Raw genomic sequence first — 24,138 nt, 5'->3', positions numbered from 1 at the left:
CGGTCATGCCGACCGACGGCATGGGCATCGCTCCGCCGGCGGACGGGGCGTGCATCCCCGGCATCGGCATCTCGCGGGACCCGCCGGTTGCCGCCGCCGACTTCATGCCGGGAGTCGGCATGTGCCCTGCCGCGGGGCTCCCGGCTGCTGTCTGCATACCCGGGACCGGCATCTCGCCCGCCCTTGCGGTTGTCGGCTCGGGGGACGTGCCGGAAGTCCCCGGCACCGGCATGCCCGATGCCTTGGCTGGCTGCTTCGCCCGCCGGTCGTCGTCGGCGCTTTTGCCGTGATGAGACATGGCTTTCCTCCTGGAGAGCCACCCCTTTGGCCGGGTGAACTTGGCTCAGATCGATATGAGAAATGCAGGACCGCCCGCACAGAGGGGCCACAAGCGAGAAACCGAGTCTTGTCCCGCCGTCGTCGTGATCGCTGCGGTCACATTCGGGTGGCCATATTCGGGCGGCCGGTCAGCAGGACGGCAGGTCGCCGGTCCTCTCGCACACCTGGCACCGCCGCGTTCAGGGAGCGGCCGGTGGCGCATAAAGCACGCATACGCGTATGAATCGACACTACCCCGGGTGGGGCTTCCCCGCTCAACCGAACAGGACCGCCGCGACACCCCGGATGGGGGCCCGTCGGAGTCCGCGATCCGGGCGACCTCGTCCGGCCGGACGGGGTAAACACGGCCTGGAGCCCGCGAATCTCCGGCGGATCGCGCTGCAGCTGACCGGCGCCGCACGCGCGGTGATCCTCGTTCCGCGATTCTCCGCGGTCACCACGTGCGCGCGGGAACCGGGCCCCTCACCCGGCCGGCGTCCGGGCAGCGGGCGTAACGGCTCCAGCCGCCCTCAGAGCCGCGGGACCGCCGGCGCCGTCGGGGCCGGGCCCAGCGTCGTCGTCCCAGGGGCGGCACGGTGGCCCAGGCCCGTGCGGTAGACGTCCAGCGCCGCCTCGGTGCGGCCGCTGCGGCGCAGCAGGTCGCCCAGCAGACGGCACAGGTCGGCGAGGTCGCCGCTGGCGCCGCTGCGCTCCAGCAGGCCCAGCGCCGTGACGTAGTGTTCCTCGGCGGTCTCGCTCTGGCCCCGCTCTTCGGCGATCAGCCCGAGCAGCCGGTGCGCGCCGCCCGCGTGCACCGCGCCGTGGCGGTCGCCGAGGTCCAGGAGCGCCATGAGGAGATCCGACGCCTCGTCGTACCGTCCCAGCCGCCGCAGGACGTCGGCCAGCTCCACCTCCACCTGCGCGGTGAACAGCGTCGCGCGTTTGGCGGTCAGCATGTCCCGAGCAGTACGAAACTCCCGTTCGGCAAGGGCGAGTTCGCCGTTCTGCGCCTTGATGTAGCCACGCATCCAGTGGCAGTGCGCGAGATCGGTACGCAGCCTCAGTTGCTGGTAGATCGCCTGCGCCTTGGCCAGTGAGGCGTCGGCGTCGGCTGTGCGGCCCTCGGCGAGGAAGGTGCGGGCCACCTGCCGGTGCATGCCCGCCACCAGCGCCGGGTCGTCGACCTGCGGCGCCAGCGCCAGCGCGAGCTCGGCGGCATGCGCGGCGCGGGCGTGGGCGCCCAGGTCGATGTACGGGCCGATCACGGCGGCGTACAGGATGACCAGCGCCTCGGGGTCGACCAGCCCGCTCGCGCCGAGCTCGTCGATGGCGGACTCCAGGAGGTAGCAGGCGTAGCGCAGCTCCCCGGCCAGGAGGTGCGCTACGGCGCGGCCCCGGATCGCGCGGGCGCGGCGGGGAAGCGGTGCATCGGCCAGGAGCCGTTCGGCGTCCTGGAAGTGGCGTCCGGCGTCGGCGAGTTCGCCGCTCTCCAGGGCGCAGTCGCCGAGCCCGAGCAGCGCCTCGGCCTGCTCGGGGGCGAGGCCGAGGTGTTCCGCGTCGGTGAGGAGCCGTCGGTAGCGGACGGCGGCTTCGTCGGCGGCGCCGGTCGCGAGCTGCCGGTGCGCGTCGGTGAGGGCGAGCCGCAGCTCGGTGGCAAGGTGCGCGGGGCGTCCGGTGGCCAGCTCCTCGTACGACGTGCCGAGCCGGTCCGCGAGGAAGCGCAGCGCGGCCTCGGAGGGCCTGACCTTCCCGGACTCCAGCGTCGAGATGTACGCGGGCGTATAGGAGGGTTCAGCCAACTGCCGCTGGGTCAGACCGCGTTGGCTGCGCAGCTTCTGCACCCGGCGCCCGATCTCGGCCGGTTCGTCCATAACAACCCCCTGACTCTTGAACTCCCCAGCATTCAAGGGAAGCAGGCATTGCGCACGCCCTCACCCTCCCCCTAGCTTAAGCGACCCGTTCACTCTGTTTAACAGGGTGCTTAACTTCCGTGTCAGAGGGATGAGTTCATGCGTCCAGCACTTCCAGCACGTCCAGCACGTCCAGCACGCCGTAGAGCCATGACGGCGGTGGCGGTGGCCGCCGCCCTCGCGGCCGTACTGGCCGCCCAACCCGGCAGTGCGGCCGCCGACCCGGCGACGCCCGCCAGGGCCGGCGCCGAGGTCGAGATACCCGGACCGGAGCATGGCACGGTCGCCGGATCCGGCCACACACGCGTACCGCGCGAGGGCCAGGACCGGCCGGCCTCCCGGCTCTCGACGGCCGAGGCCGCCGCCGACGGCGAGGTCGCCAAGATGGTCGACAACGGCCCCACCGCCGACCGGCTCGACATCGTCGTCGTCGGGGACGGCTACACCGCCGCCGAACAGGGCCAGTTCCACGCCGACGCCAGGGAGAAGTGGGCCGAGCTGACGGCCGTCGAGCCGTACACGACCTACCGGAACCTCTTCAACGTCTGGACGGTCGACGCCGTGTCGAACCAGTCCGGCGTCTCCGGCGACCCCGACCCCGCCACCGTCCGGGACACCGCGCTCGGCTCGTACTTCTGGTGCGACGACATCGAACGGCTGCTCTGCATCGACCAGGACAAGGTCGACGGCTACGTGGCGAAGGCCCCCGAGGCCGATCTGGTCCTCGTCCTCGCCAACAGCGCCAAGTACGGCGGCGCGGGCTACAACGAGCCCAGCCCGACCCTCGGCTACGAGGGCATATCGACCGCCTCGGCGGGCAACGAGAAGTCCGGCCAGGTCGCCATCCACGAGACCGGCCACTCGCTGGGCAAGCTCGCCGACGAATACTTCTACTCCGACTACCCCGGCTACGAGCGCTACGCGGGCCCCGAGCCCGCCGATGCCAACATCACCACACTCGACGTGGCCGACCTGGCCTCACAGCGCGCCAAGTGGCACCGCTGGCTGGGCGAACCGTCTCCGGACGGAGGTACGGTCGGCGCGTACGAGGGCGGGGGCTACTACGTCACCGGACTGCGTCGGCCCACCGAGAACTCCCTGATGCGTTCCCTCGGCAAGCCATTCAACCTGCCCGGTGTCGAGGCGATGATCGCCGGCTTCTACCGCAAGGCGCACATCGCCACCGCGGTCACCCCCACCGACCGCACCCTTCGCGCCCGCGACACCGCGAAGGCGCTCGTACCCCGGCTGACGGGAGCCGACGGGCGCCGGCTCACGATCCGCTGGTATCTGGACGGCCGGGAACTGAAGTTCCTCGCGGGCCGCACGCAGGTGCAGGTGTCCGAGTTGACCGGGCGGCTCTTCGACCTGCGGACACACCGGCTCTCGATCACCGCGCAGGACCGTACGCCCTCGGTACGGGACCGCGACATCTCCGCGGCGATGACGTCCACGGTCAGCTGGAACGTCCGCCTCTGAGCCCGGTGACCGTCATGTGGCCGGCCCTCCGTCGGATGGGCCGTCCTGCTGCTGACCGGCCGATCGGAAGCCGTACGGCTGGGCCTTGTCCCGGCGGGTGAGATCGGCGCCGCCCCACGGCGAACGCGGGGGCGGCCTCCAGGCAGATCAGCGCTTCGGCGGCGCGGACCCTCTGCCACAGAGGCCGCCCGCGTACACCGACCCCCGCCTACCGTCGCATCACCGGCGCCGCCTTCACGAACGTCACCGGTTCGCCCCGAGTCCAATCGTGGCGCCGTGACGGCGGCCAGGCGAATCGATCGAGACCAGTCGCTTCAGACCCTGAGCGAGTGTCTCCCACAGCCGCTGGCCCTCGTGTACCAACCGCTATCCCTATCCCAGGAAGCTCAACCACACCTGACGGTCGGGGTTGTCCCTCTTGGTGTCCGCCAACCTCCGTTAGGACAACCCTCAGCGTACGCCGTCGTGTCTCACCTCACCCGACCTCGCCACCTCCACGACGGTGCTGGGGTCCTGGCGCGCGATGGCCCGCCCGGCGGCGTCACTCCGCGCGGGGATCAGGTGTCGAGATGCTGCGCTCCGAAGTGCTGTGCGCGGAGGACAAGGACGACATCGTCGCGGTAGTCCTCCTGGTACCAGACCATCACGGCGCCCTCTGCGAACGTCCTGACGCCGGATGCCGCCTCGGTGATGTCGAAGGTGTCGAAGGGCTTACCGATGCGACGGACTCCCACGGCATCGGCGATCCGCTGCGCGATCGCTTCGACCTCCAGCCGCTCGGCCTTGTCCAGGCCGCCGACGACGTTCTTGGCGTCGGGTTCGTACTCCCAGGTCCAGTCACTCACGCGGCGACAGCCTCGGCGAGGATCGAAGCCAGCTCACTCGCGGCGGCACGGCGCTCGGCGCGATCGCCCGACTCGCTGACGATGCGCTCGCACTCACGGAAGCGGGCGAGGCGCTGCGGGTAGCGGGCGACTCCGACCCATGACCACCAGTGTTCGACGAAGGCACGGGGCGGTGTGAGGATGTACTCATCGCGGGCTTGGCGCATCGCTTCGTCCCACTGCTGATCAAACGTGGCAAGGACAGTCGGGTCGAGGCGTCCGACGGCGACGCGGAGCGCGGCCGGGGCCTTCTCGGGCATGGGGATGCGGGGGCCAGTGGGCTCTGCGGCACGCTCGGTCATGGCGGACTCCGTAAGGTCTCAGGCGGCGGAGTGGAGCAGGGACGGGGTGACGGCGCCCGCGGCTTCCTCGCGCGGCTCGGTCTGCTGCTGGGCGCGTGGCGCGGCGTCGAGACCGGCCGAGACGCGTCCGGCAACGGTCTCACGCAGCAGCAGTTCACAAAGGACGCTCATGGACTGGATACCCTCCCGCGCTCGGCGCTCGTCGGCGTGGGCCCAGGCGGCGTCTCCGATGGCGGCAAGGTGCCCGCTGCGTCCACCCGCGCGCACGTCCTCCTCCGGAAGGGGAACGTTGACGACGCCGGCGGCGTACCGGTCCAGGAGGACGGTGAGCAGGTGACCGACGGTCAGGGCATCGCCGGCGGCGATGTCGTCAGCGCTGTCCCAGGTGGCGTCATCCACATAGGGGCGGCGAGTTGTGCGGGCGAGTGTGGCCCGCTTCTTGCGGGGTGGCATGGCCGGCCTCCGTAGGTGTCTTTCAACGGCTCGTGGGCCACTCTAGCGCGACTATAGCTGCTTCTCAGACCCAGTCTAGAATTATGACTACATCTGAACTTCAGTTCTACACGTCGTGCCCGCGACGCCCCGGACCCGCGCCTGCGGGCTGGAGCGGGTCCGACTGGACCTCCACGCCAAGCTCGACGAGTCCGACGCAAGAAACACACCGAAGGGCAACATCGAGGTGTGGCACCTCGTCGCCGCGCAGTGCCCCCCGGGGGGCGGCCCCCGGCGCGCGAGTATCCGACGCCTGCAAAAACGTTCTCCTGCCACAGCTTCCGGGAGAACAGCCCAGTCTGATCTGAACCACCGCAACCGCTCTGCGACTCCCACCCGGAAGGTCACGATGAGATGAGACGTGCTCCTCTTCACCTGCCCGACGGCGTCATGTCGGTGCACGAGATCCCCGCCGAACCAGACCCCGACCCCGCTCGTCCGGCGCCTTGTCGCACCAAGCGCACGCTACGACCTGATCTACGACACTTCAGGGGGTTTCCTCTTCCTCAGGGAGCCTGCGACCATCTTGTCTCGTTCGCCTGCGCACCGGGGGTGTTGGATGACGTCTGCTCAAAACAACGATCAGCGGCTCCTGGACCGGATCCTGGATGATCAGCATCGACGGCTGGCACCGCAGAAGGGACGGGACGACTTCTTCACCTTCTTCGCAGCCGACAAAGCCTTGCAGGATTGGGATCTGGACAACGATGAGATCATCGACGGCATCGTTGACGGCGCGCACGACTGCGGCATCGACGGCATCTGGTCGTTCGTAGACGGCCGCTACGTCACCTCTGACGCCCACCAGTACCTCACTCCACGAGCCAGCACCATCGAGCTGGTCGTGCTTCAGGCGAAGACCTCGCCTGGCTACCAAGAAACGGTCTTCGAAAAGCTCCACTTCCACCTGCCCACGCTCCTGGACATGAGCCGAGACGAAGACGAGCTGGGCTCTCACACCAACGCCAAGCTCCTCGAGCGCACACGCCGCTTCCTCCGCGTCCTCGAAGACCTGGCCTCCTCGTTCCCTCAGGTACGTGTCAAGGTGATCTACGCCAGTAAGGCAGCGGAGGGCCCTCACCCCAACGTGAAGGCGAAGGGAGATCGCCTCCGTCGGGAGCTCGCCAAGATCACATCGGACACGCAGGCGACGATTGAGTATCTCAATGCCGCGGACCTTCGCGAACGAACCGCTCGGGGCGCCAAAGCGGTGGCGCAGCTCGTCTTCACCGAGACCCCCATGAGCACGTCTCTCGGGGAGGGCTACGTATGTCTGGCTCGGCTCGATGAGTACTACCGCTTCATCACCTCAGACAACCAGGCTCTTCGACTGGAGCTGTTCGAATCGAACGTGCGGGACTACGCCGGTTCCACGGCGGTGAACAATGCCATCGGCGAGACGTTGAAGTCCGGCACCAGGGAGGACTTCTGGTGGTTCAACAACGGCGTCACAGTCGTCGCTGACGCAGCGCAGATCGCGGGCAAGAAGATCGTCATCAAGGATCCACAGATCGTCAACGGACTTCAGACGAGCCACGAAGTCTACAGCTTCTTCCAGGACGGTGGCCAACACCGCGATCGCTCACTGCTCGTCAAGATCGTGGTCGCACCGCAGAACGGAACGGCTCGCGACAGGATCATCCGAGCCACCAACAGTCAGACACAGCTTCCGGCTGGTGCTCTGAGGGCCACTGAACCGATTCAGAAAGACATCGAAGAGAGCCTCACGCACGGTGGCGGGTACTACTACGAACGCCGCGCCAGCTACTACCGCAATCTCGGGTTCCCGCTCGACCAGGTCGTCTCCATGGCCCGGCTGGCACGCGAGTTCACGGCCTTCGCCCTCCGTGAGCCCCACGTCGCGCTCAGACACTCCGAGGCGTTGCTCCTTGAGGACAAGCACTACCATCAGATCTTTTCACCACGAGTGGATCTCGACCTCTACCGGCTGTCCCTCGACGTTCACACGCGGATCCGGCTCCATCTGAACGCGTATGCAGAGGATCGACCCCTTCTCGGGGAGACCATCGAGAACTGGCTCTACCCCCTCGCCGGGGTGTCCGCCTTCGCGCTCACCCGGCTGCGTCAACCCACCTCTCGCGATCTGTTGAACATCGACCTCGACCACTTGAACACCGAGCTCATGGATCGCCTGATCGGCGTGCTCGACCAGTGTTTCAAGGCAGCCCTACGCAACAACAAGGCCGGCGGGGTCGACCGCATCGCCCGAAGCTCCGAATTCACCAACCGCATCCGCCAGACCGTGGTGTTCCAAAACCGCTTCCACATCGAACACTGATGCCGCATAGCGGCACCGCAGCTCACGCAGTACTGGACGCATGGCCATTCTCCGGCTCCTGCTCCGCGAGTCACTGGAAGCCGGCGCCATACCCGGCACACTCAGCCATGCGTCGAGACCGGCGGCGATTGGGACACCTCGGCGTTGCCGGCTGCTGCAGGCCGGCGATGCTCACTCTGCACGACTCACCTCAGGGTGTCGAAGCACCGCCGAACCACGCGATGCCTCGGGTTGGGAGTGACGGATCCCCGACGAGGACAGGTTCCGGCGTATCAGTTGGTGCGGCCGCAGATCCCGCCTACAGTCATGCAGCATCGAGCCGCTACCCGAGAAACGTCAGCCGCACCTGGCGCTCCGGGTTGTCCTTGTTCGTGTCGACCAGGCAGATGGACTGCCATGTCCCCAGTTCCAGCCGGCCGCCCAGGACCGGCACCGTCGCGTGCGGGGGGACCAGGGCCGGGAGGACGTGGTCGCGGCCGTGGCCCGGGGAGCCGTGGCGGTGTTGCCAGCGGTCGTCGGGCGGGAGGAGGTGGTGGAGGGCCGTCAGGAGGTCGGTGTCGCTGCCCGAGCCGGTTTCGAGGATGGCCACGCCGGCCGTGGCGTGGGGGACGAAGATGTTGAGAAGGCCGTCGCGGCCCTCGGCCGTTCGGGTGAGGAAGTCGGCGCAGGACGAGGTCAGGTCGGTGACCGTCTCGGTCGTGCCGGTGGTGAGTGTGAGTACACGGGTGGCGAAAGTGGACATGGGACCATCCTGCCGCTCGTACCGCAAGATCGCGCGTCCACCCTCCGAGACGCCGTTGACCCGGGCCGAAGCCGGTCGCTACGTTCACGCCATGTTGCGTACAGCCCTGCTCACCACGCGCGGTCACATCGACCTGCTGCGGGTGGCCTCCGCCGCGTGTCGCCGCGGCTGCTGACGCCCTCTCGCTCTCCGACGCCTGAAGCACTGATCACCGACTGATCACCGTGGACGCGCGCGCTCTGCGCGCGTCGCTCGGGCGCTGACGCGTACCCACTCTCCCTTTCCCGGAGCCCTCCCATGACGGTTGGTCATGCTCCGCCTGACATCGCGGCGGACATATCCCCTATGTCGTATCAACTTGAGGCGGTCGTACCCGTCTCCGGCCCGCAGGGCGGCAGTCGGCGGGTCCGTGTACCCCGCTGGGTCCGCCGGACCGTCGGCCCCCTGCTGCTGCTCCTTCTCTGGCAGGTGTTCAGTTCGACCGGCGTCCTGCCCGCCGATGTCCTCGCCTCCCCCGGCACCATCGTCCGCGTCGGCGGCGAGCTGATCGCCGACGGCACGCTCCCGAACGCCATGGTCGTCTCGCTCCAACGGGTCGCCGTCGGACTGCTCCTGGGCGGCGCCGTCGGCGTGTCGCTCGCGTTGGTCTCCGGGCTCTCGCGACTCGGCGAGGACCTGGTCGACGCGACCGTACAGATGCTGAGGACCGTGCCCTGGGTCGGGCTCATCCCGCTGTTCATCATCTGGCTGGGCATCGGCGAGGCCCCGAAGGTCGCGCTCATCGCCCTCGGTGTCGCCTTCCATCTGTATCTCAACGTCTACGCCGGGATTCGCGGCGTGGACGCCCAACTGGTCGAGGCGGCCGAATCGTTGGGGCTCGGGCGGTGGGGCCTGATTCGGCATGTCGTTCTGCCCGGCGCGCTGCCGGGGGCGATGACGGGACTGCGGTACTCCCTCGCGACCGCCTGGCTCGCGCTCGTCTTCGGCGAGTCCATCAACGCCGACGCCGGCATCGGCTTCCTGATGAACCAGGCGCGGGAGTTCTTCCGAACCGACGTCATCGTCGTCTGCCTCGTCGTCTACGCCTTCCTCGGCCTGATCGCCGACGCCGTCGTCCGTACTCTCGAAAGGCTGCTGCTGCAATGGCGACCGACCTTCACCGGGCAGTGACCATCCAGGGGCTGACGCGCTCCTTCGACGGGCGTGCCGTCATCGATCGTCTCGATCTGACGTTGCGCGCCGGGGAGTTCACCGCCCTCCTGGGGCACAGCGGCTGCGGCAAGTCGACCCTGCTGCGGGTGCTGGCCGGGCTCGATCGCGACATCTCCGGGACCGTCCTCGTCCCCAAGCGCCGGGCCGTCGCCTTCCAGGCGCCGCGCCTCATGCCCTGGAAGCGCGTGTGGCGCAACGTCCTCCTCGGGCTGCCCGGCAAGCCCGAAAGGGCCGTCGCCGAGCGGGCGTTGGAGGAGGTCGGGCTCGGCCATCGCTCCGGCGCCTGGCCCAAGACGCTCTCCGGCGGGGAGGCCCAACGCGCCTCGCTCGCCCGCGCTCTGGTACGCGAACCGGATCTGCTGCTGCTCGACGAGCCCTTCGGTGCGCTCGACGCGCTCACCCGGATCAAGGCACAGCGACTCGTCGCCGAGTTGTGGCAGCGGCGGGGGTGCGCGGTGCTGCTCGTCACGCACGACGTGGACGAGGCGCTGCTCCTCGCCGACCGGGCGCTGGTCATGCGTGACGGTGTGATCGCGTACGACACCGCCATCGGCCTCGACCGCCCGCGTACCGCCGGAGATCCAGGCTTCGCCGCCCTGCGCGCCCGCCTTCTCTCCGAACTCGGCGTCAACGAAGGCACACCCGGCGTCCACGCCGCCTGACCCGTGCCCCTCCCCTGCCCCTGCTGACCGGCCCCCCGACCCTGATCGGAGAACCCTCGCACATGAAGCGCTCCCTGCTGCCCGCTGCGCTCCTCCTCCCCCTCGTCCTCCTCGCCTCCGCCTGCTCCTCCCCCTCCTCCGCCGACACCGGCAGCGACGGCTCCGGCGCGCTCGTCCTCGACGTCGGTGACCAGAAGGGCGGCTCGGAGGCCGTCCTGCGTGCCGCGGGTGAGCTCGACGACCTGCCGTACCGGATCACGTGGTCGACCTTCACCTCCGGCCCCCCGCTCCTGGAGGCCGTGAACGCCGAGGCCGTCGACATCGGTTCCGTCGGCAACACCCCGCCCGTCTTCGCCGCCGGCGCGGATTCGAAGATCACCGTGGTCGCCGCCACGCACGGCGACTCGGCCGGCGAGGCGATCCTCGTCGCCGAGGACTCCCCGTTGCGCGGGCCGCGGGACCTCAAGGGCCGGACGGTCGCCGTCGCCCAGGGCAGCTCCGCCCACTTCCAGCTGATCGCCTCGCTGAAGCGGGTCGGTCTCTCCCTCGCCGACATCAAGGTGAGCCTGCTCCAGCCCGCCGACGCCCTCGCCGCGTTCACCAGCGGCAAGGTCGACGCCTGGGCGGTGTGGGACCCGTACACCTCGCAGGTGCTGGCGAGCGGCAAGGCCCGTGTGCTCGCCGACGGCCGTGGCGTGGTCAACGGCCTCGGCTTCCAGGTCGCCGCACCCTCCGCGCTCGCGGACAAGGAGAAGGCCGCGGCGATCGGCGACTTCATCGAACGGCTGCGCCGGGCCCAGGACTGGGTCTTCGAGCACCCCGACGCCTGGGCGAAGGTCTGGGCGAAGGAGACGGGACTGCCGTACGACGTGGCGCTCGCGGCCGTGAAGCGCAGCAACGGCACCCGGATCCCCGTCGCGATCGACAAGGAGGCCATCGCCTCCGAGCAGGAGATCGCCGACGCCTTCGCCCAACTGAAGCTGATCCCCAGGCCGTTCGACTTCGGCGACTACGTCGACACCCGCTTCAACAAGACCCTGCCGCCGTCCACCACCCTGGCGCGCAGCTACGGAAAGGACACCTCCCGATGACCGTCCACCTGCACTGGTTCCTGCCCACCGGCGGCGACGGCCGCACCCTTGTCGACCGGCACGCCTACACCGACGGCGGCATCACCCGGTCCCGCACCGTCAGCGGAGTACGGGCCCCCGACATCGCGTACCTGGCCCAGATCGCCAAGGCGGCGGAGCGGTTGGGCTTCGAGGCCGTGCTGACGCCGACCGGGACGTGGTGCGAGGACGCCTGGCTCACGACGGTCGCGCTCGCGCAGCACACCGAGCGGCTGAAGTTCCTGGTCGCCTTCCGCCCCGGGGTCGTCTCACCGGTCCTCGCCGCGCAGATGGCGGCGACGTACCAGCGGATCACCCGTGGCCGGTTGTTGCTCAACGTGGTGACGGGCGGCGACTCCACCGAGCAGCGACGCTTCGGCGACCATCTCGACCACGACCGGCGCTACGCCCGGACCTCCGAGTTCCTGTCGGTGGTGCGGGGCGTGTGGAGCGGGCAGCCGTACGACTTCCACGGCGAGCACTACCAGGTGGAGGGAGGACTCACCGCGCTGCCGCCGGACCCGCTGCCGGAGATCTTCTTCGGGGGCTCCTCCCCGGCGGCCGGTCCGGTCGCGGCCGAGCACGCGGACGTGTACCTGACCTGGGGCGAACCGCCATGGCAGGTGAAGGAGAAGATCGACTGGATCCGGCGGCTCGCGGAGGAGCGCGGGCGCGAGGTGCGGTTCGGGATCCGTCTGCACACCATCTCGCGCGACTCCTCCCGCGAGGCGTGGGCGACCGCGGACCGGCTGCTCTCCGATCTCGACACGGAGACGATCGCCGCGGCCCAGCAGGCGCTCGGCAGGAGCGAGTCGGTCGGCCAGCAGCGGATGCTCGCCCTGCACGGCGGCGGCTCGCTGGAGCGCGAGAGGCTGGAGATCGCGCCGAACCTGTGGGCCGGCGTGGGTCTGGTACGGGGCGGGGCGGGTACGGCACTGGTGGGGAGCCACGCCGACGTCGCCGACCGGATCGAGGAGTACCACGATCTGGGTGTGGAGCACTTCGTGCTCTCCGGATACCCGCATCTGGAGGAGGCGTACTGGTTCGGGGAGGGCGTGACCCCCGAGCTGGCGGCGCGCGGTCTTCTGCCGACGATCCCCGCCTCCCCGCTGCTGGGCGTCCCGGCGGCCAACGGCCGCCCGGCCTCGGCGCCCGGCGGGGCTCCTCTCCTGGTGGCGGGAGGGAGGTAGCCGAGGGGGCCGGGGGAGCCGCCGGGCGCTGGGGAAGATCTGCGGCCTCGCCGCCGTTGGTGGAATCGTGAACGATTTCGGGGTTGAGACGGTACGCGCCATCGACGTGGTCGTGATCGGCGCCGGGCAGGCGGGGCTCTCGGCCGCCTACCATCTGCGCCGCACCGGTCTGGAGCCGGAGCGGGACTTCGTCGTCCTCGATCACGCCCCTCGTCCCGGCGGCGCCTGGCAGTTCCGCTGGCCCTCGCTCACCTACGGCAAGGTCCACGGCATGCACGCGCTGCCGGGCATGGAACTGACCGGTGCCGACGACCGCCGGCCCTCCTCCGAGGTGATCGGCGCGTACTTCACGGCGTACGAGGAGCGTTTCGACCTCCGCGTCCACCGGCCCGTCGAGGTCTCCGCGGTCCGTGAGGGCGACGGCGGCCGGCTGCTGGTCGAGACATCGGAGGGGAGCTACGCGACCCGCGCCCTGATCAACGCGACCGGCACCTGGGACCGCCCCTTCTGGCCCCGCTACCAGGGCCAGGAGACGTTCCGCGGCCGCCAGCTGCACACGGCGAACTACCCGGGCCCCGAGGAGTTCGCCGGTCAGCGGGTGATCGTGGTCGGTGGTGGCGCGTCCGGGACACAGCACCTGATGGAGATCGCCGATGTCGCGGCCGAGACGACGTGGGTGACGCGGCGCGAGCCCGTCTACCGCGAGGGGCCCTTCGGCGAGATGGAGGGCCGGGCCGCCGTCGCGATGGTCGAGGAGCGTGTACGGCGTGGGCTGCCGCCGCAGAGCGTCGTCTCGGTCACCGGCCTCCCGCTGACCGACGCGATCCGGAGCGCGCGGGCGCGGGGCGTCCTGGACCGCAACCCCATGTTCGACCGCATCACCCCGACGGGCGTGGCCTGGGCCGACGGCCGGAGCGTGGAGGCCGACGTGATCCTGTGGGCGACGGGCTTCCGCGCCGCGATCGACCACCTGGCCCCGCTGAAGCTGCGCGAGCGGGGCGGCGGCATCCGTGTGGAGGGGACGCGGGCGGTACGGGACGAGCGCGTCCACCTGGTGGGGTACGGGCCGTCGGCCTCGACGATCGGCGCCAATCGGGCCGGCCGCGCGGCCGTCACGGAGATCCGCCGACTCCTGGACCGGGAGCCGGTCGTCAGCGGCTGACCCCCTCCACCGGGAGCCGGTCGTCAGCGGCTGATCGCCGCCCGGGGCCCGCCGCCGTCCGGCCTCCCTCCGACCGGCATCCGGCATCCGGCTGCCGGCCGTCATCCCGGCTTCCGTCCGGCTTCCGTCCGGGTTCCGTCCGGTTCCGTTCGGCTTCCGTCCGGGTTCCGTCCGGGTCCCGTCCGGGTCCCGTCCGGGTCCCGTCCGGGTTCCGTCCGTGCGGCCGCCGGCCGTCATCCCGCCTTCGCCGCGCGTCGCTCGGCGTTGAACTCCGCCACGTTCGCCTGGTGTTCCGCGTAGTCGGCGGTGAACCGGGTGTCCCCGTGCCGCACCGTCACGAAGTACAGCCACTTCCCCTCCGGCGGCGCGACGGCCGCGGTCATCGCCTCCTCGCCGGGGTTGCCGATCGGCGTGGGTGGCAGACCGGTGCGTTCGTAGGTGTTGTACGGGCTCGCGATCCTGGTGTCCTCGTGCGTGGTGTCCACCGTCGAACGCCCCAGCGCGTAGTTCAGGGTCGAGTCCATCTGGAGCGCCATCCCCCGCGCGATCCGGTTGTGGACGACTCGGGCGACCTTGCCCATGTCCTCGGGAGTGTCGGCCTCGGCCTGCACGATGCTGGCGATGACCACCGTCTGGTGGAGGCTCAGGCCCTTTCGCTGTGCGCCCGTGCCGATGTGACCGGCGCCGAACCGTTTGTTCGCCGTGTCGACCATGTAGCGCAACAGGCTCTCGGGGGTCGTCGAGGAGAGCACCGGATAGGTCGCGGGGAAGAGATAGCCCTCGGGGTTGCCGGCCGCCTCGGCGGGCAGTCCCAGCCCGGTGGCCGGGGAGGCCGCGGCCGCGCGGGTGGTGCCTTCGGGGAGGCGGAGGGAGCGGTCCACGGCAGCGTACACCTGACCGGCCCGCCAGCCCTCCGGGATGACGAGGGTGCGCGGCTTCTCGACTGCGGGCTCGTCCGGCAGGAGCAGGGGGATCGCGATGGCGGCGGCCACGGCGAGAACCGCGCCCAGGAGCAGGGCGATCCGGCCGCGGCGGGTGAGCCGACGGCGGCGACGGTGTTCGGGCTGCCAGGTCCGGTACGTCATGGGCGCACGCTAACCCGGCCGGTGCGCCAAACCGCGGAGCCCGCACGCGGCGGCGCCGCCGGTCCCCTGGGACGGGGGCCCGGCGGCGCCGTGGCACTGCGATCGTCAGACGAGCCAGCCCAGGAAGTGGACGACGCCGGCGAGCAGGTTGGTGATCACGTTCATGGTGGTGCTTCTCCTCGTACAGATGCATGAGTGGGACTACGCGGTCGCGGTCTGCAGCCCGTCGCTTGCGCACCGTAATCATCATGCGTCACACGGGAGTTGGGCAACGAAAGGCGGCACGATCACACGTTCTGGGGAACAACCGCTCCCACGTTCGTGTGTTCGCCGTTCGGGTGCGGCCGCGCGCTCTGCGCGTCGCGGCGTACGAGTGCCGCGTACCGGCCGTCCCGGGCGAGGAGCTCCTCGTGGGTGCCCCGCTCGACGACCCGTCCGGCTTCGAGGACCACGATCTGGTCCGCGTCCCGGACGGTGGAGAGCCGGTGGGCGATCGTGATGGTGGTGCGTCCGGCGGAGAGCGCGTCGATGGCCTGCTGGACGGCGTGTTCGGTACGGGTGTCCAGTGCGCTGGTCGCCTCGTCGAGGATGAGGACGGGCGGGTCGCGCAGGATGGTGCGGGCGATCGCCAGGCGCTGCTTCTCGCCGCCCGAGAAGCGGTAGCCGCGCTCGCCGACCAGGGTGTCGTACCCCTCGGGCAGGGAGGCGATGTGCTCGTGTATCTGCGCGGCGCGGGCGGCGGCCTCGATCTCCTCGTCGGTGGCGTCGGGCTTGGCGAAGCGCAGGTTGTCGGCGACGGAGGCGTGGAAGAGGTAGGTCTCCTGGGAGACCACGCCGACGGCTCTGGCGAGGGTGTCGAAATCGAGGTCGCGGACGTCGACGCCGTCGAGCAGCACACGGCCGCCGGTCACGTCGTACAGCCGGGGCACCAGATAACTGAGCGTGGACTTGCCGGAGCCGGTGGGTCCGACGACGGCGAGACTGCCGCCGGCCGGGACGGTCACGTCGATGGAGTCGAGCGTGGCACGGCCGGGGGCTTCGGGGTCGTAGGCGAAGTCGACGTTCTCGAACGCCACCTCGCCGCTGATCTTCTCCCGCCGGACGGGGTTCTCGGACTCGGTGATGTCGACCGGAAGGTCGAGGTACTCGAAGATCCGCTGGAAGAGGGCGAGGGAGGTCTGTATCTGCACTCCGGTGGAGAGCAGGCTCACGGCGGGCCGGAACAGGCCCTGCTGGAGCGAGACGAAGGCGACGAGCGTGCCCAGAGAGATGGCCGGTCCGCCCGCCTGGAGCGCGAAGCCGGCGGCCCAGTAGATCATCGCCGGCATGGCCGCCATGACGATGCCGATGGTGGACATCCGCCACCGTCCGGCCATGGAGGAGCGCACTTCGAGGTCGACGAGGCGCTCGGACTCCTCGGCGAAGGACTTCGTGAGCGAGTCGGCGCGGCCCATGGTCCGGCCCAGCAGGATGCCGCTGACCGAGAGGGACTCGGTGACGGTCGCGGCCATGACGGCCATCTGCTTCTGCCGCTGCGTGGTGATCGTCTTGCGCTCGCGGCCGACGCGGCGGCTGATCCAGACGAAGACCGGAAGCAGGAGCAGGGAGACGAGGGTGAGCCGCCAGTCCAGCGCGAGCATCGCGACGACGGTGGCGACGACGGCGGTGAGGTTGGAGACGAGGGAGGTGGCCGTCGAGGTGACCGTCGCCTGCATGCCGCCGATGTCGTTGGCGATACGGGACTGGACCTCGCCGGTGCGCGTGCGCGTGAAGAAGGCGAGCGGCATCCGCTGGAGCTGGGCGTAGACCGCGGTGCGCAGGTCGTGCATCACGCGCTGGCCGACGGTCGTGGAGATCAGGGTCTGCAGGACGCCGAAGACGCTGGTCATCACGGCGGTGGCGATCATGCCGAGGGCGAGCAGGCTGAGCAGCCCGGTGCGGCCCTGCGGGATCGCCGTGTCCAGGATCTCCTTCAGCAGGAACGGCGAGGCGACCGAGACGAGCGACGAGGCGCCGACGAGCAGGCCGACGACGGTGAGGCGGGCCCGATAGGGATGGAAGAGCCTCAGGATGCGCCGCATCTGGGCGGGCTCCTTCGGCTGCGCGGGATCGCGCGCGGGGGGTGTCCAGGCGGACTGTTCGTGGGGGTGCATGGGCTCCTACGAGGGGTGCGGCATCGGAGACGATCCGAGCTTAGCTCATTGTTACCTATACTCACAATGAACATGGTCCTGATACTCTTCCCGGCATGAACACTTCCGACGGTACGGGCACGCCGGACACCACGCCGGACGCCGACGGCCTCCTCGCGGAACAGCTGCTCCGCCTCACCCGGCGTCTGCACCGCATCCAGAAGCAGCACCTGGAGCCGGTCGGCATCACTCCGGCGCAGTCCCGGCTGCTGCGTACCGTCGCGCACTACGACCGTCCGCCCAGGATGGCCGATCTCGCCGAGCGCCTGGAGGTCGTCCCCCGCGCGGTGACCAGCCTCGTCGACGGCCTGGAGGCCGCCGGCCGGGTGCGCCGCGTCCCCGATCCGACCAACCGCAGGGTGATCCGGATCGAGCTCACCGACCCGGGACGCGCCACGCTGCGCGCCCTGCGCAGCGCGCGCCGGGCGGCCGCAGAGGACATCCTGGCTCCACTGACCGTAGAACAGCGCGAGGTGCTCGGAGGTCTGCTGTCCGCTCTGGTCGACCATGTGCCGGAGCGCCGCTGCTGATCGGGCGCGCAGGCGCGCGATGGGAGCCGTGACATGCCACTGCTGGAGCCGAACCCGCGGTCCCTTCGTCCGGGTACGAAGCGCAGACCGGCCCCCGACCGGGTCCCCGAGCTCCAGCACAAGGGCACGCCACGGCTGCTGCGGGAGGAGCTGGCCGCGCTGCTCGGCCCGGAGAAGGTGCTCTGGAAGATCTCGGACCTGGTGCGGTACGCCTCCGACGCGAGCCCCTACCGCTTCGTGCCGCAGGTCGTGGTGGTCGCGGAGGACATCGACGACATCTCCGCCGTCCTGTCGTACGCGCACGGCAAGGGCCGTGAGGTGGTGTTCCGGGCGGCGGGGACCAGCCTCAACGGCCAGGCGCAGGGCGAGGACATCCTCGTCGACGTGCGCAGGCACTGGGCGGGCGTCGAGGTCCTGGACGACGGGGCCCGTGCCCGTGTCCGCCCCGGCACCACCGTCGTACGGGTCAACGCCGCCCTCGCCCGGTACGGCCGGGTGCTCGGCCCCGACCCGGCCAGCGCCGTCGCCTGCACGATCGGCGGAGTCGTCGCCAACAACGCCTCCGGCATGACCGCCGGCATCACGCGGAACTCCTACCGGACCGTCGCCTCCCTCACCTTCGTGCTGCCGAGCGGCACCGTCGTCGACACCGGTGATCCAGCAGCCGACGAGGAGCTCGCGCAGGCCGAGCCGCGCCTGTGCGAGGGGCTTCTGGGCCTCAAGGCCGAGATCGAGGCCGACGCGGAGCTCACCGCCCGCATCCGCGCCAAGTACGCGATCAAGAACACCAACGGGTACCGCCTGGACGCGTTCCTGGACGGCGACACGCCCGTGCGGATCCTGCGCGGCCTGATGGTCGGCTCGCAGGGCACCTTCGGCTTCATCTCGGAGGTCGTCTTCGACACCCTGCCCCTGGACCGGCAGGTCTCCACGGCGCTGCTCTTCTTCCCCTCGCTGCCGGCCGCGGCCGCGGCCGTCCCGCACTTCAACGACGCCGGGGCGCTCGCGGTCGAGCTGATGGACGGCAACACGCTGCGCGCTTCGGTCAGCGTCCGCGGGGTGCCCGCCGACTGGGCGGAGCTGCCCAGGGAGACGGCCGCTCTGCTCGTGGAGTTCCGTGCGCCGGACGCGGCCGCGCTGGAGGCCTGCGAGCGGTCGGCCGCCGAGGTGCTCGACGGTCTGGATCTGATCGCCCCGGTCGCCTCGGTGAGCAACGCCTTCACCCGCGATCCGGCGGTGATCTCCGGGTACTGGACGGCGCGCAAGGCCTTCGTCACCGCCGTGGGCGGCTCGCGGCCCTCGGGCACGACGCTGATCACCGAGGACTTCGCGGTACCGCCCGACCGGCTCGCCGAGGCCTGCGCCGACCTGCTGGAGCTGCAGTCCCGGCACGGCTTCGACGCGGCCGTGGCCGGTCACGCCGCTCACGGCAACCTCCACTTCCTCCTGGCCTTCGACGCCGCCGACTCCTCCGACGTGGAGCGGTACGCGGCCTTCATGGACGAGTTCTGCAAGCTGACCGTGGAGCGGTTCGACGGCTCGCTGAAGGCGGAGCACGCCACCGGCCGCAACATCGCCCCCTTCCTGGAGCTGGAGTGGGGGCCGAAGGCGAGCGAGTTGATGTGGCGGGTCAAGGAGCTCATCGACCCCGACGGGGTCCTCGCCCCGCGGATCGTCCTCGATCGCGATCCGCTCGCCCATCTCCGGGGCCTGAAGACGATTCCGAGGGTGGAGGCGATCGCCGACCCGTGCATCGAGTGCGGTTTCTGCGAACCGACGTGCCCGAGCGGCGACCTGACGACGACACCACGCCAACGCATCGTGCTGCGACGGGAGATGATGCGCCAGAGTGACGGCTCACCGGTGGAGGCCAGCCTCCTCGATACGTACGGCTACGACGCCGTGGACACCTGCGCGGGAGACTCGACCTGCAAGCTGGCCTGTCCCGTCGGGATCGACACCGGGGCGCTGATGAAGGGGTTCCGCCATGAGCGTCACTCCCCGCGCGAGGAGCTGGTCGCGGCGCTCGCGGCCAGGAACTTCCGCGCCATGGAGGCCTCGGCGCGCCTCGCCGTCGCGGCCGCCCACCGGATCGGTGACGGTGTCCTGGAGTCGGTGACCGGTCTCGCGCGCAAGGTGGTGCGGCCCGAACTCGTACCGGAGTGGCTGCCTGAGATCCCGGGCGCGGCGGCCCGCCGCCTGCCTGCCACCGACCGTCCGGCGGCCACCGCCGTCTACTACCCGGCCTGTGTGAACCGGATCTTCGGTGATCCGGAGGGGCGCACCGGGCCGTCGCTTCCCGAGGCCGTGGTGGCCCTCGCCGCCCGCGCCGGGAAGCCCGTGTGGATCCCGGACGACGTGGCCGGTACGTGCTGCGCCACGATCTGGCACTCCAAGGGCTATGAGCGCGGGAACGTGGTGATGGCCAACCGGATCGTCGAGGCGGCCTGGGGCTGGACGGCCGGCGGCCGGCTGCCGCTGGTCGTGGACTCGTCCTCCTGCGCCCTCGGGATCGCGTACGAGGTGGTGCCGTATCTCACCGACGACAACCGGGAGTTGCATGCGGAGCTGACCGTGGTGGACTCTCCGGTCTGGGCGGCGGACGAGCTGCTGCCGCGGCTGGAGGTACGCCGCAGGGTGGGCTCGGCGGTGGTGCATCCGACCTGCTCCATGCGGCATCTGGGCGACGAGGAGAAGCTGACGGCTCTGGCGCGGGCGTGCGCCGAGGAGGTCGTCGTCCCGGACGACGCGGGATGCTGTGCATTCGCGGGGGATCGGGGCATGCTGCACCCGGAGCTCACGGCCTCCGCCACCGCGCGTGAGGCGGCCGCGGTGACGGCGCGGCCGTTCGACGCGCATCTGTCGGCGAACCGGATGTGCGAGATCGGCATGGACCGGGCCACCGGGCGGAGTTACGAGTCCGCGCTCCTGGCCCTGGAGCGCGCGACGCGCCCCTGACACCGGACGCGGCATCGCAAGGCGGCGGCAGACCGCTCGGCCCCCGACATCCGGCCGCGGCATCGCAAGGCGGCCGCAGGCCGCACGGCCCGACACCCGGCGGCGCTGCATCGCCTGGGCCCCTCACCGCAGGACAGCGGTGAGGGGCCTTTGCGTATGCGGAATCGAAGAGTCCAAGTGCCCGTCGCAAGAGTCCAATCCGCGCCCTTGCGCACCTCCCGTCCCAACGGCCAGGGTCCTGTGCGGGATTCATGAACCAGCCATGCACACAGCTACTGGAGGTTCTGTGAACGACAACGCGCCGCAGTCCCCGAGCCGTCGGTCCGTACTGCGGACCACCGCCGGCGTCGCGGGAGCGGGCATCGCCCTCGGCGGTCTGGGGGCGACCCCCGCCGAGGCCGCCGAGGCCGCCGTGCCCGAGGAGACCGCCGGGACTCCCCCGCGCAGAGGGGCGACGATGGCCGGCGTCCCCTTCGAGGGCCGCTCCACCGTCCGGGTGGGGATCGTCGGCCTCGGCAACCGCGGCGGCAGCATGATCGATCTCTTCCTCGCCCTGCCCGGCGTGCGGGTGGTCGCGGTCTGCGACCCGGTGAAGGCGAAGACGGAGCGGGCCGCCGCCAAGGTCGTCGCCGCCGGCCAGCCCTCCCCCGCCGTGTACACCCACGGCGAGGATGACTACGAGAACCTCTGCAAGCGTTCCGACCTCGACTTCGTCTACGTGGCGACCCCCTGGGACCTCCACTTCGAGATGGCGCGGACTGCGATGCTGAACGGAAAGCACGTCGGCGTCGAATGTCCCATCGCCATGCGGCTGGACGAGCTGTGGCAGCTCGTCGACCTCTCCGAACAGACCCGGCGCCACTGCATGCAGCTGGAGAACTGCTGTTACGGCCGCAACGAGATGCGGGTCCTGCGGATGGCCCACGCGGGCAAGTTCGGCGATCTGCTGCACGGCGCGGGGGCGTACAACCACGATCTGCGCGAGCTGATGTTCTCGCCCACGTACTACGAGGGCCCGTGGCGCAGGCTCTGGCACACCCGGCTGCGGGGCGATCTCTATCCCAACCACGGCTTCGGCCCGGTGGCCAACTACATGGACGTCAACCGTGGTGACCGGGTGGTGAGCATCAGCAGCTTCGGCACGCCTGCGCTCGGGCTCGCCCAGTACCGGGCCGAGAAGATGCCACCGGGCGACCCGAGTTGGAAGGAGACGTACATCGAGAGCGACCGGACGATCAGTCTGGTCCAGACGGCGAAGGGCCGCGTGATCCGGCTGGAGCACGATGTCTCCACGCCCCATCCCTACAGCCGGATCAACAGTCTCGGCGGCACGCGGGGTGTGTTCGAGGACTACCCGGCCCGGATCTATGTGGAGCCGGACCACAAGGGGCACCAGTGGGGTGATTTCGCGGCGTACGCCGGGGAGTTCGACCACTGGCTCTGGAAGGAGCACGCCAATCCGCCCGGCGGGCACGGCGGCATGGACTACATCATGATCTTCCGGCTGATGCAGTGCATGCGGCTCGGGCTCGTCCCCGACTTCGACGTGTACGACGCGGCGACCTGGACGGCGCCGGTGCCGCTCAGTCACGCCTCGATCAAGGCGGGGGGCGCGCCGCAGCCGATCCCCGACTTCACGCGCGGTGAATGGCGCAGGGCCAGGTCCGGCGTGGACTCGGCCAGGCCGGACGAGGCGTGAAACACGCGGGGCCCGGCTCGCACCTGCCGGGCCCCGCGCGCCGTCAGCCTGTCGGCTGCCGAGCGGGCGTGACGTCGTCCACCAAAGGCTGCGCGGCGCGCGAAGGGCGGCGGGCGAGGGACACCTTGTTCCGGACCCGCCCGTCAGGCGCGCCTCTACCCGCTCTCAGCAGCGGGAACGGTCCTCGGTGACCGTCCCCTGCACGGTCGTCAGGGTGCGGTCGTGGCAGCCGCCGGAGCCGGAAAGCCGGTACCGCTCGGTCGTCGTACCGACCGCGTGCCGCTGATCGCGGGGGACGCCGGTGGTGTAGGTGGCGTCACCGCGGTAGCTGTCGTCCAGACGCGTCCAGGAGAGCCTCTGCCCGTTCCGTACGACGACGGTGTCGGCGCGGTCGCCGAGCGCGAGCACGGTCCGCAGCCGGTCGCCCGCGCCGACCGTCGTCTCGCCGTCCATGGTGTACGTGCGGTGGGTACGGGTGCTGGTGCGTCCTGCCGTCACGGTCTCGTCGTCGGTCCACCGGCCGGTGAGAGCGTCGGGGTTCTCGCCCTCGCCCCAGCGGTGGACGGAGGTGTGGGCGAGGGTCCGGGTGACCGTGGTGCCGACCCGGCCGTGCGAGGTGTTCAGGTGCCCGGCGACGGTGAGCCCGTGACCGCCCTCGGTGTCGAGCCGGTGCTCCGAGCCGGCCGTGTACACCGAGGAGCCGCGCGGGGCGCTCTCCTCATGACGGTCGAGGGAGCCGGTGACGACCGTGCTCCCCTCGTCCTGCCAGAGCAGCAGATTGGTCGGCGTGCTCCAGCCGGGCTGCCCGGCCGGGACACCGAGCACCGACACCTCGATCCGGTGGGCCCGGCCGTCGTTGAGGAGGGCGGCGAAGGGGGTGAGGTCGTAGACGATCGGCTGGATGTCGAAGGCGCGCGGGGCGGGGGTGACGTACCAGAGAAAGGGGTTGGACCAGCCGCCGGTCCAGACGGTCGGGAACGGGGCGGCGATGCCGGCCAGTCGTCCGTCCACGCGGATCTGCACCTCGCGGTACGGGCCGTCGGTCGCCTTGCAGGAGTAAGGGGCCGCGTCGGGCACGGTCAGGTACCAGTACTCCTCGCAGCCGCCGCCGGAGCCGGTGGCGTAGACCTCCGCGAGGACGCGTTCGGTGTTGCGCGGCGTCGTCGGGCTCGCGGAGTCGAGCGGTATCACCCGGTCGGGGGTGTCCACCGCGGATTTCACCTGCCCCCGGGCCGTGAAGAAGGTGAGCGTGACGCGGACGTCGAAGACACCGGTGTACGTCTCGTTCACGACATTGCCGATGAGCATCTCGACGGGCTGCGGGCGGCTGAGGGTGTCGCGGTAGCGGGTGACGTCCTTCTCCACCGACCAGCGGATCCCGTCGGGCGAGGGCTGCGGCGTCGAGGTGCGGAAGATCTCCACGCCCCCCACCGTGAGGTACCCGAGCCGGTCGTACTGACGCCCCTTCACCTCTCCGTCGAGGCGGAGCACGACCTTGTTCCAGCGGGTGCCGCACTCCTTCGGAGGGGTGTAACTCCCCTTGTACGGGGTGAAGTCGCGGAACTGTGCGGCGGCGAGTGTGATCTCGCAGGAAGGGGTGTCGGGCTTCGCGACGGGCGGTGCGGCGGTCACCGGGTCGTGCCAGTCGCTGGTGAACTCGGCCGGCGGCTGCTCGGGCGGCCCGTCCGCGACCGCCGGCTGCGCGCCGAGCAGGGCGCCGGCGACCAGCGCGAGGCCACCGATCATGCTCATGATCTTCTGATGTCTCATGGGTCGCGAGTGAATCGCGGGGTGCCCGGGGCGTCCAGAGGGCGTTGTTCGATCTTGGCGTGTTCTGTGCCCGATTGCGAATAAATCAATTGCCGTTCGCCGTCCCGAAGCGCGAACCTTGCACGGTTTGAACCGCCCGGCCA

Annotated in this window: 19 protein-coding genes; 11 read left to right on the top strand and 8 right to left on the bottom strand. The window is 70.4% G+C overall.

The features are described from left to right. Positions 1-5 precede the first annotated feature (5 nt). Positions 6-290 carry a hypothetical protein gene (locus J7E93_RS03275; protein ID WP_215065696.1) on the top strand — a complete coding sequence of 95 codons (285 nt, stop codon included), beginning with the start codon at positions 6-8 and terminating at the stop codon, positions 288-290. 558 nt (positions 291-848) lie between these two features. On the opposite strand, the gene J7E93_RS03270 is transcribed toward J7E93_RS03275, so the two are convergent. Then, positions 849-2,189, bottom strand: coding sequence for a tetratricopeptide repeat protein (locus J7E93_RS03270; RefSeq protein ID WP_215065695.1), 1,341 nt, complete (start codon positions 2,187-2,189; stop codon positions 849-851). A gap of 189 nt (positions 2,190-2,378) precedes the next feature. Between J7E93_RS03270 and J7E93_RS03265 the strand changes: the two genes are divergently transcribed. Continuing rightward, on the top strand, positions 2,379-3,707 hold the full coding sequence (locus J7E93_RS03265) for a M64 family metallopeptidase (RefSeq protein WP_215065694.1): 1,329 nt from the start codon (positions 2,379-2,381) through the stop codon (positions 3,705-3,707). 557 nt (positions 3,708-4,264) lie between these two features. On the opposite strand, the gene J7E93_RS03260 is transcribed toward J7E93_RS03265, so the two are convergent. Genes J7E93_RS03260 through J7E93_RS03250 form a run of 3 tightly spaced genes read right to left on the bottom strand, consistent with a single transcriptional unit; the run spans position 4,265 to position 5,346 of the window. Continuing rightward, entirely contained in the window at positions 4,265-4,552 is a 288-nt protein-coding gene (locus J7E93_RS03260) for a hypothetical protein (RefSeq protein ID WP_215065693.1), read from the bottom strand. Continuing rightward, complete coding sequence (locus tag J7E93_RS03255) at positions 4,549-4,893, bottom strand: DUF6247 family protein (protein WP_215065692.1); 345 nt, start codon at positions 4,891-4,893, stop codon at positions 4,549-4,551. Before J7E93_RS03255 ends, J7E93_RS03260 begins: the two co-directional genes overlap by 4 nt. Positions 4,894-4,911: 18 nt before the next feature. Next, on the bottom strand, positions 4,912-5,346 hold the full coding sequence (locus J7E93_RS03250) for a hypothetical protein (RefSeq protein ID WP_251065969.1): 435 nt from the start codon (positions 5,344-5,346) through the stop codon (positions 4,912-4,914). A 598-nt stretch (positions 5,347-5,944) separates the two neighbouring features. Here J7E93_RS03250 and J7E93_RS03245 point away from each other — a divergent pair. Then, complete coding sequence (locus J7E93_RS03245) at positions 5,945-7,684, top strand: AIPR family protein (protein WP_215065691.1); 1,740 nt, start codon at positions 5,945-5,947, stop codon at positions 7,682-7,684. 322 nt (positions 7,685-8,006) lie between these two features. On the opposite strand, the gene J7E93_RS03240 is transcribed toward J7E93_RS03245, so the two are convergent. After that, positions 8,007-8,426, bottom strand: a complete 420-nt coding sequence (locus J7E93_RS03240; protein WP_215065690.1) for a secondary thiamine-phosphate synthase enzyme YjbQ — start codon at positions 8,424-8,426, stop codon at positions 8,007-8,009. Positions 8,427-8,723: 297 nt separating this feature from the next. On the opposite strand from J7E93_RS03240, the gene J7E93_RS03235 reads away from it, so the two are divergent. From J7E93_RS03235 to J7E93_RS03215, 5 genes are all read left to right on the top strand, one after another. Then, positions 8,724-9,596, top strand: coding sequence for an ABC transporter permease (locus J7E93_RS03235; RefSeq protein WP_215065689.1), 873 nt, complete (start codon positions 8,724-8,726; stop codon positions 9,594-9,596). Next, positions 9,569-10,300: an ABC transporter ATP-binding protein gene (locus tag J7E93_RS03230; protein WP_215065688.1), complete on the top strand. Its 732-nt coding sequence runs from the start codon at positions 9,569-9,571 to the stop codon at positions 10,298-10,300. Before J7E93_RS03235 ends, J7E93_RS03230 begins: the two co-directional genes overlap by 28 nt. 62 nt (positions 10,301-10,362) lie before the next feature. Next, positions 10,363-11,391, top strand: a complete 1,029-nt coding sequence (locus J7E93_RS03225) for an ABC transporter substrate-binding protein (protein WP_215065687.1) — start codon at positions 10,363-10,365, stop codon at positions 11,389-11,391. Next, entirely contained in the window at positions 11,388-12,599 is a 1,212-nt protein-coding gene (locus J7E93_RS03220) for an LLM class flavin-dependent oxidoreductase (protein WP_215065686.1), read from the top strand. Before J7E93_RS03225 ends, J7E93_RS03220 begins: the two co-directional genes overlap by 4 nt. A gap of 67 nt (positions 12,600-12,666) precedes the next feature. Next, positions 12,667-13,761, top strand: a complete 1,095-nt coding sequence (locus J7E93_RS03215) for an NAD(P)-binding domain-containing protein (RefSeq protein WP_308367660.1) — start codon at positions 12,667-12,669, stop codon at positions 13,759-13,761. Positions 13,762-13,994: 233 nt separating this feature from the next. On the opposite strand, the gene mltG is transcribed toward J7E93_RS03215, so the two are convergent. Both mltG and J7E93_RS03205 read right to left on the bottom strand, forming a co-directional pair. Further along, positions 13,995-14,846, bottom strand: a complete 852-nt coding sequence (mltG, locus tag J7E93_RS03210; RefSeq protein WP_215065685.1) for an endolytic transglycosylase MltG — start codon at positions 14,844-14,846, stop codon at positions 13,995-13,997. A 287-nt stretch (positions 14,847-15,133) separates the two neighbouring features. After that, positions 15,134-16,999 (bottom strand): ABC transporter ATP-binding protein, encoded by a 1,866-nt coding sequence (locus J7E93_RS03205; RefSeq protein WP_215065684.1) that lies wholly within the window; start codon positions 16,997-16,999, stop codon positions 15,134-15,136. Between the two features lie 95 nt (positions 17,000-17,094). Between J7E93_RS03205 and J7E93_RS03200 the strand changes: the two genes are divergently transcribed. The 3 genes from J7E93_RS03200 to J7E93_RS03190 all read left to right on the top strand — a co-directional run bounded on the left by J7E93_RS03200 (position 17,095) and on the right by J7E93_RS03190 (position 22,225). Next, complete coding sequence (locus J7E93_RS03200) at positions 17,095-17,568, top strand: MarR family winged helix-turn-helix transcriptional regulator (protein ID WP_215065683.1); 474 nt, start codon at positions 17,095-17,097, stop codon at positions 17,566-17,568. Between the two features lie 33 nt (positions 17,569-17,601). Continuing rightward, the gene (locus J7E93_RS03195; protein WP_215065682.1) at positions 17,602-20,526 is read left to right on the top strand and encodes an FAD-binding and (Fe-S)-binding domain-containing protein; all 2,925 of its coding nucleotides are present in this window, start codon (positions 17,602-17,604) and stop codon (positions 20,524-20,526) included. 286 nt (positions 20,527-20,812) lie between these two features. Continuing rightward, positions 20,813-22,225, top strand: a complete 1,413-nt coding sequence (locus tag J7E93_RS03190; protein WP_374105352.1) for a Gfo/Idh/MocA family protein — start codon at positions 20,813-20,815, stop codon at positions 22,223-22,225. Positions 22,226-22,390: 165 nt separating this feature from the next. On the opposite strand, the gene J7E93_RS03185 is transcribed toward J7E93_RS03190, so the two are convergent. Then, positions 22,391-23,995, bottom strand: a complete 1,605-nt coding sequence (locus J7E93_RS03185) for a peptide-N4-asparagine amidase (protein ID WP_215065680.1) — start codon at positions 23,993-23,995, stop codon at positions 22,391-22,393. Between the last annotated feature and the right edge of the window lie 143 nt (positions 23,996-24,138).

The sequence above is a fragment of the Streptomyces sp. ISL-36 genome (assembly GCF_018614205.1).
In the GTDB taxonomy this organism is placed as follows: domain Bacteria; phylum Actinomycetota; class Actinomycetes; order Streptomycetales; family Streptomycetaceae; genus Streptomyces.
The sequence above is the reverse complement of the archived record's forward strand: the minus strand, read 5'-3'. Positions and strand labels throughout refer to the sequence as shown.

Excerpts from the sequence above, each read along its gene's own strand:
- J7E93_RS03250 (WP_251065969.1), bottom strand. The coding sequence starts at position 5,346 with ATGCCACCCCGCAAGAAGCGGGCCACACTCGCCCGCACAACTCGCCGC.
- mltG (WP_215065685.1), bottom strand. The coding sequence starts at position 14,846 with ATGACGTACCGGACCTGGCAGCCCGAACACCGTCGCCGCCGTCGGCTC.
- J7E93_RS03265 (WP_215065694.1), top strand. The coding sequence starts at position 2,379 with ATGACGGCGGTGGCGGTGGCCGCCGCCCTCGCGGCCGTACTGGCCGCC.
- J7E93_RS03230 (WP_215065688.1), top strand. The coding sequence starts at position 9,569 with ATGGCGACCGACCTTCACCGGGCAGTGACCATCCAGGGGCTGACGCGC.
- J7E93_RS03195 (WP_215065682.1), top strand. The coding sequence starts at position 17,602 with ATGCCACTGCTGGAGCCGAACCCGCGGTCCCTTCGTCCGGGTACGAAG.
- J7E93_RS03235 (WP_215065689.1), top strand. The coding sequence starts at position 8,724 with ATGACGGTTGGTCATGCTCCGCCTGACATCGCGGCGGACATATCCCCT.
- J7E93_RS03200 (WP_215065683.1), top strand. The coding sequence starts at position 17,095 with ATGAACACTTCCGACGGTACGGGCACGCCGGACACCACGCCGGACGCC.
- J7E93_RS03205 (WP_215065684.1), bottom strand. The coding sequence starts at position 16,999 with ATGCACCCCCACGAACAGTCCGCCTGGACACCCCCCGCGCGCGATCCC.
- J7E93_RS03225 (WP_215065687.1), top strand. The coding sequence starts at position 10,363 with ATGAAGCGCTCCCTGCTGCCCGCTGCGCTCCTCCTCCCCCTCGTCCTC.
- J7E93_RS03185 (WP_215065680.1), bottom strand. The coding sequence starts at position 23,995 with ATGAGACATCAGAAGATCATGAGCATGATCGGTGGCCTCGCGCTGGTC.
- J7E93_RS03245 (WP_215065691.1), top strand. The coding sequence starts at position 5,945 with ATGACGTCTGCTCAAAACAACGATCAGCGGCTCCTGGACCGGATCCTG.
- J7E93_RS03255 (WP_215065692.1), bottom strand. The coding sequence starts at position 4,893 with ATGACCGAGCGTGCCGCAGAGCCCACTGGCCCCCGCATCCCCATGCCC.
- J7E93_RS03220 (WP_215065686.1), top strand. The coding sequence starts at position 11,388 with ATGACCGTCCACCTGCACTGGTTCCTGCCCACCGGCGGCGACGGCCGC.
- J7E93_RS03270 (WP_215065695.1), bottom strand. The coding sequence starts at position 2,189 with ATGGACGAACCGGCCGAGATCGGGCGCCGGGTGCAGAAGCTGCGCAGC.
- J7E93_RS03240 (WP_215065690.1), bottom strand. The coding sequence starts at position 8,426 with ATGTCCACTTTCGCCACCCGTGTACTCACACTCACCACCGGCACGACC.
- J7E93_RS03275 (WP_215065696.1), top strand. The coding sequence starts at position 6 with ATGCCGACCGACGGCATGGGCATCGCTCCGCCGGCGGACGGGGCGTGC.